Here is a 6,045-nt window from a genome sequence, read left to right as displayed (position 1 = left end):
TGACCGGGCTACCGGTATCGGTGTGTTCGACGAGGTGATCGATGCGCTGACCGACGGGTTCGGCGGCACCGACCTGCTCTACGGGTTCGCGCACCACCAGGTCCGCACCACCTGGCTCGGCACCTCCACCGGGGTGCGGCGCCGGCACACTCAGCCGGACGGATCGATCGAGGTGCACGGCAAACGGGGCGGGTTGAACGGTCCCGGCGCGTGGGCCGGCGCCGGCACCCGCGACTTCCGGGACGTCGACACCACCGCGCTGCTGATGGAGCTGGATCGGCGGCTCGATTGGGCCGGCCGGTCCGTGGAGTTGCCGGCCGGACGATACGAGACGTTGCTGCCGTCGTCGGCGGTGGCGGACCTGATGATCTATCTGATGTGGTCGATGGAGGGTCGCGGCGCCGAAGAAGGTCACACCGCGCTGTCGCGGCCGGGCGGCACCCGGATCGGCGAGCAATTGACCGGGTTGCCGTTGACGTTGACCTCGGATCCGGCCGCCACCGGACTCGAGTACGCGCCGTTCGTGTCGGCGACCGCGTCGACGGACGCGGTGTCGGTGTTCGACAACGGACTCGACGCCGGACGTGTCGACTGGATCCGGGACGGGGCGGTGCACGCACTGGCCTATCCGCGGGCCGCGGCCACCGAATTCGGGGCGTCGGTCACCGCCCCCGGCGAGAACCTGCTGTTGACCGGTGGATCCGCGGCGAGCATCGACGATCTGGTGGCGTGCACCGAGCGGGGCTTGCTGCTGACCACCCTCTGGTACATCCGGGAGGTCGACCCGGCGACGCTGCTGCTGACCGGACTGACCCGCGACGGGGTGTACCTGGTGCAGGACGGTGCGGTGGTGGCGGCGGTGAACAACTTCCGGTTCAACGAATCACCGCTGGACCTGCTGCGCCGCGCCACCGAGGTGGGTGCGACCGAACGTACCCTGCCGCGGGAATGGAAGGACTGGTTCACCCGCACCGCGATGCCGCCGATGCGCATCCCGGATTTCCACATGTCGTCGGTCAGCGCTGCCCGCTGACCGCGGGGTGTGCCCGGGACCAGCCCCGGGCACATTCCACCGGATCAGGTCAGGTCGGCGACCTGCGCGGCGATCTCGTCGGGCGTGACGGTCGGCTCGAACCGGCGGACCACCGCACCGGACGGATCGACGAGGAACTTGGTGAAGTTCCACTTGACCGCGTCGGTGCCGATCGCCTCCGGCATCGTCGTGCTGACGTGCTCGTACAGGAACCCGTGGTCGGGGCCGAACTCGCCGGGCGCCGCGGCGCGCAGATGCCGGTACAGGGCGTGCGCGTCGCCGCCGTTGACGTCGATCTTCCCGTACACGGGGAACGTCACGTCGTAGCTGAGCCGGCAGAATTCCTGGATCTCGGCGTCGCTGCCCGGTTCCTGACCGGCGAACTGGTTGCACGGGAAACCGATGATCTGCAGGGTCTCACCGGACTGCCGGTGCAGCGCCTCGAGTCCCTCGTACTGCGGGGTGAGGCCGCATTTGCTGGCGACATTGACGATCAGCAGATGCTTACCGGCGTAGCGGCTCAGGTCCTCGGTGGTGCCGTCGGCGGTGTCGACGGTGAAGTTGTGGACGCTCATGTAGTCGTATCCTCGTTCCGGATCGGATGGCAATGACGGTGACGGTCGGTTCGTCGCCCTCGGCGAGGTTACGGTTCGTCGACGCTGCAGGCGAGACCGATCGTGCCGGCCCGGCCGCGACGCAGCAGGCTGCTCTTCACCAGGAGCCAGCCGAGAATCCCGTATTTGCGGGCGATGACCGTGCGGGTGTGATCGGTGCCGGCGTCGTCGAGGACCACGGCGGTGCCGTCGACGGCGGCGCTGCGCGGTTTCCCGCGCGCGTCGCACACCGCCAGGGTGATCCGCGGGTCGCGGCGCAACCGGGTGATCTTGTGTGAGTTCGTCGCGGTCCACACCAGCAGTCGGTCACCGTCGGCGGCGGCCCACACCGCCGTCGGCACGGTGGTTCCGTTCTTGCGGAACGTACTGAGCAGCACATAGTTTGCGGCGGCGAGGTCGGCGAACGACGGCCGGGTCAATTCCCCATCAGGCATGGGTCCACCCTACGCATCCGTGGCGCCCGACACCGTGCCCGTCGCGCCGATCCGATTCGGGTCGTTCTAACCTGGCGGCATGCCCGAGCCTCGTCCCGTTGTCGACGTGCATCTGCCCGGCGGTGCCGTCACCGCGACGCAACTGCAGATCCTGACCGAACTCGCCCATGCACAGGCCGCCGCGGAGTTGCATCTCACCGACCATGCCGGGCTGCGGTTGTACGGAGACCGGACTGCGCTGACCGGTTCGCTCACCGCCGCAGGGTTCACCGTGCACGGGCGGCATCGGCGCAGTGTGCTCGCCTCACCGCTGTCCGGCCGGATCGGCGGCCACACCGATGTGCGCGCCCTGACCGTCCAGGTGCACCGGCGGCTCGCCGGAACCGCCCCCGACACCGTGGCCGCCGACACCACGATCGGGCTCGACGACGGCACCGGCGACATCACCGCCCTGTCCCCCACCGTCGCGGTGCGTGCGCTTCCCGGCGGGTCGTGGCTGCTGCTACGCGCCGGGCACGACACCGGGGTGCGGATCGGCACCTCCGAGGTCGTCGACGGACTTCTCGATCCGGCGGCAGTGCCGGCCCCGCCACCCGAACCGGTGACATCGGCAGCGCCGCCGCGTCCGATCGGCTGGCTGGACCGACCCGACGGCACCGTCGTTCTCGCCGGTGCCCTCGCCGGGGGGATCCTGCCCGCGCGGCTCGCCGAGTTCCTCGCCGCCGTCGAGGCGCCGGTGGTGATCACCCCCTGGTGGTCGCTGCTGCTGTGCGACCTCGACGAAGGCACCGCCGAACAGGTCGTGCGGGTGCTCGCGCCGATGGGGCTGATCTTCGACGCGACCTCCCCGCACGCGCACTGAACCGGCCGGAACCCGCCCGGGCCGGGCCACACCCGCCTACCGTGGGAGAGGTGAGTGCCGATGCCACCGCATCCGACCGCGACACCGTCGATGTGATCGTGATCGGCGGTGGACCGGCCGGTGAGAACGCCGCGCAGTACGCCATCGCCGACAGTGACCGCACCGCCGCCCTGATCGAACACGAACTCGTCGGGGGCGAATGCTCCTACTGGGCGTGCATGCCGAGCAAGGCGCTGCTGCGGCCCGGGCAGGTCCTCGCCGCCGCCCGGCACATGCCCGGCGTCGCCGAGAAGATCACCGCGCACGGCGTCGACGTCGCCGACGTGCTGGCCCGCCGCGACTCGTTCACCCACCACCGTGACGACAGCTCCCAGGTGCTGTGGGCCGACTCGATCGGCATCGACGTGCTGCGCGGACACGCCCGGATCGTCGGGGAACGCACCGTCGTCGTCGACGGTGATCGTGCCCGCACCCTGCATGCCCGGCACGCGGTGGTGCTCGCCACCGGCACCGTCGCGACCGTCCCCGACCTCCCGGGACTGCGCGCGGCGCTGCCGTGGACGTCGCGAGATGCGACGAACCTCGTCGAGATTCCGCGGCGGGTGCTGATCGTCGGTGGCGGTGTCGTCGCCTGCGAAACCGTGACGTGGCTGCGGCAACTCGGCGTCCAGGAACTCACCGTCGCGGTGCGCGGGCCGCGGCTGCTGCCACGGCTGGAACCGTTCGCCGCAGACGCCGTCACCGGCATGTTCGACCGGCACGGCATCGATATGCGGTTCGGCACCGAGATCACCCGGGTCACCCGCGCCGACGCCCGCAACACCGGCATCGGGCACCTCCACGGGGGTCCGGCGACCGTCGACCTGGACGACGGCACCACCGTCGAGGTCGACGAGATCGTGGTCGCGGCGGGCCGTCGTCCCGCCACCGACGACGTCGGTCTCGCCGCCGTCGGTGGCGAACCGGACGCGCTGTCCGTCGACGATCACCTGAACATCACCGGGGTCGCCGGCACGTGGCTGTACGCGGTCGGCGATGTCGCCGGCCGCGCCGCCCTCACCCACATGGGGAAATATCAGGCCCGGGTGTGCGGCGACGTGATCGCCGCCCGCGCCGACGGCCACGCCATCGACCAGCCCCGTTTCCGGGCCACCGCCGACCACGACCAAGTGCCGCAGGTGATCTTCACCGAACCGGAGATCGCATCCGTCGGGCACACCGCCGCCTCCGCGCGCGACGCCGGCCTCGACGTCGAGGTGCTCGAGGTGGATCTGGCGGTCGCCGGATCCGCGTTGGCCCGCGACGACTTCACCGGGCACGCCGCGCTCGTCGTCGACCGCGCCACCGACACCCTCGCCGGCGCCACGTTCGTCGGCACCGAGGTCGCCGAACTCGTACACGCCGCGACGATCGCGGTGGTCGGGAAGGTGCCGCTGGACACGCTGTGGCATGCGGTTCCTGCCTATCCGACGGTCAGCGAGGTGTGGCTGCGGCTGCTCGAAACCCGCCGGCCGTGACCCGAGACCCCACAGGCGAGACGACCCCGACATGAGAGACACCGTGGAACTGAGCGTCGTCGCGATCGACAAACCCGCCGACACCAACGCGATCAAGCAGGTCCCGGAGGTATGCGGCATCTATTGTGCGACCGCGAACCCCGTCGAACTGGTGATCGCCGAAACGGGCCTCGGCCGCGGCATCGTCGGTGTGATCGACGGCAGCCCACCACTTGGGGTGGAAACCGACACCGACGTCGCCGACCGGAAGGCACTGCTGCGCACCATCGGTTACAAGTTGTGAGGCGGGGCGGCGTCCCCGGCTAGATCCACCCCTGCCTGCGGGCGAGGACCGCGGCCTCGTGCCGGTTCGCCGCCCCGAGTTTGGTCACCGCCGAGGACAGATAGTTCCTGGTCGTGCCCGTCGACAGGTGGGCGCGCGCCGCGATCTGCTCGACCGATGCGCCGTCCGCCGCGAACTCGAGCACGTCGGCTTCACGCGGGGTCAGCGGCGAGTCGCCGGCACCGATGGCCTCGGCGGCGAGCACCGGGTCGACGTACCGCCCGCCCGCCCGCGCGGTGCGCACCACCGCGGCCAGGGTAGTCGCCGAAGTGGTCTTCGGTAGAAATCCGCGTACTCCCGCCGAGAGCGCCTTCTTCAGGTGGCCGGGGCGGCCGTGGCTGGTGACGATGATCGACGCACACCCGGGGACCGACGCGGCGATCCGCTGCGCGGTGTCGATGCCGTCCATCCCGGCCATCTGCAGATCCAGCACGGCGACATCGGGGCGGTGCCGGATCGCGGCGGCCAGGGCTTCCTCCCCCGATTCCGCCTCCGCGACGACGGTGATGTCGTCCTCGAACGAGAGCAGCATCGCCAGCGCCGACCGGATCAGGTTCTCGTCGTCGGCCAGCAGCACCCGGATCGGTTCGGTCATCGGATGCACTCGGCGTGGCCGGGGAACCGCGCCTCGACGGTGAAGGTGCCGTCCCCGCCGGTGATCTCGACTGTTCCGCCGACCGCGGCGATACGTTCGCGCACCCCCCGCAGTCCGGTGCCGCCACCGGAGCCCGGCGCGCGCACCCCGTCGTTGCCGATCGTGATCGACGTCGCGGTGATCGTGACGGTGCAGTGCCGCGCCGCCGAGTGCCGCAGAATGTTGGTCGTCGCCTCCCGCAGCACCCACGCGGCCGCCTCCGCCGCCTCGGCGGGCAGATCATCGGCCGCACCGGACACACTCGTGTCGATGCCCGCCGCCGCCAGCAGCGACCGGGCCCCGGCCAGTTCCGAGGCCAGGGTGATCGAGCGGTAGCCCCGCACCAGGTCACGGGCCTCGGCCAGCGACACCTGCGCCAGTTCGCGGACCTCGTCCATCTGGTCGGCGGCGCGGTCGTCGCCGCGCCGCACCAGGGTTGCGGCCAGGTCGCTCTTGACCGCGATCGCCGACAGTGCCCGCCCGACCACATCGTGCAGGTCGCGGGAGAACCGCAGTCGTTCCTCGGCGACGGACAGTGCGGCCGCCGCGCCGCGGGCCTCGTCGAGTTCGGTGACGATCCGCAGCAGCCACACCGAGATGTGCACGGTCATCGTCATGAACACCACCAG

Annotated in this window: 7 protein-coding genes and 1 pseudogene; 4 read left to right on the top strand and 4 right to left on the bottom strand. The window is 70.9% G+C overall.

Features of this window, described 5'->3' with window-relative positions; translation table 11 throughout:
- Positions 1-1,033: metallopeptidase TldD-related protein (locus WAX14_RS02600; protein ID WP_422626534.1), on the top strand; the 1,033-nt coding region annotated here is incomplete at its 5' end.
- 44 nt (positions 1,034-1,077) lie between these two features.
- Here WAX14_RS02600 and WAX14_RS02595 read toward each other — a convergent pair.
- Complete coding sequence (locus tag WAX14_RS02595) at positions 1,078-1,608, bottom strand: glutathione peroxidase (protein WP_422626533.1); 531 nt, start codon at positions 1,606-1,608, stop codon at positions 1,078-1,080.
- A 68-nt stretch (positions 1,609-1,676) separates the two neighbouring features.
- Positions 1,677-2,081: a PPOX class F420-dependent oxidoreductase gene (locus WAX14_RS02590; RefSeq protein ID WP_422626532.1), complete on the bottom strand. Its 405-nt coding sequence runs from the start codon at positions 2,079-2,081 to the stop codon at positions 1,677-1,679.
- A gap of 79 nt (positions 2,082-2,160) precedes the next feature.
- Between WAX14_RS02590 and WAX14_RS02585 the strand changes: the two genes are divergently transcribed.
- The 3 genes and pseudogenes from WAX14_RS02585 to WAX14_RS02575 form a co-directional block, all read left to right on the top strand.
- The gene (locus WAX14_RS02585) at positions 2,161-2,943 is read left to right on the top strand and encodes a precorrin-3B synthase (RefSeq protein WP_422626531.1); all 783 of its coding nucleotides are present in this window, start codon (positions 2,161-2,163) and stop codon (positions 2,941-2,943) included.
- A 50-nt stretch (positions 2,944-2,993) separates the two neighbouring features.
- Positions 2,994-4,460 (top strand): dihydrolipoyl dehydrogenase family protein, encoded by a 1,467-nt coding sequence (locus WAX14_RS02580; protein ID WP_422626530.1) that lies wholly within the window; start codon positions 2,994-2,996, stop codon positions 4,458-4,460.
- A gap of 85 nt (positions 4,461-4,545) precedes the next feature.
- A pseudogene (locus tag WAX14_RS02575) lies at positions 4,546-4,743 on the top strand (adenosine-specific kinase); the annotation flags it as partial.
- Positions 4,744-4,762: 19 nt separating this feature from the next.
- Here the strand turns inward: WAX14_RS02575 and WAX14_RS02570 are convergent.
- Together WAX14_RS02570 and WAX14_RS02565 are read right to left on the bottom strand one after the other, a co-directional pair.
- Entirely contained in the window at positions 4,763-5,377 is a 615-nt protein-coding gene (locus tag WAX14_RS02570; RefSeq protein WP_422626529.1) for a response regulator transcription factor, read from the bottom strand.
- Positions 5,374-6,045 (bottom strand): sensor histidine kinase (locus WAX14_RS02565; RefSeq protein ID WP_422626528.1); only part of this gene is annotated, 672 nt, incomplete at its 5' end. The genes WAX14_RS02565 and WAX14_RS02570, both read right to left, overlap by 4 nt.

This window comes from Rhodococcus sp. (in: high G+C Gram-positive bacteria) (genome assembly GCF_049299235.1).
Classification (GTDB): Bacteria; Actinomycetota; Actinomycetes; order Mycobacteriales; family Mycobacteriaceae; genus Rhodococcus.
This window is presented reverse-complemented; position numbering and strand designations above follow the sequence as displayed.

Excerpts from the sequence above, each read along its gene's own strand:
- WAX14_RS02595 (WP_422626533.1), bottom strand. The coding sequence starts at position 1,608 with ATGAGCGTCCACAACTTCACCGTCGACACCGCCGACGGCACCACCGAG.
- WAX14_RS02590 (WP_422626532.1), bottom strand. The coding sequence starts at position 2,081 with ATGCCTGATGGGGAATTGACCCGGCCGTCGTTCGCCGACCTCGCCGCC.
- WAX14_RS02585 (WP_422626531.1), top strand. The coding sequence starts at position 2,161 with ATGCCCGAGCCTCGTCCCGTTGTCGACGTGCATCTGCCCGGCGGTGCC.
- WAX14_RS02570 (WP_422626529.1), bottom strand. The coding sequence starts at position 5,377 with ATGACCGAACCGATCCGGGTGCTGCTGGCCGACGACGAGAACCTGATC.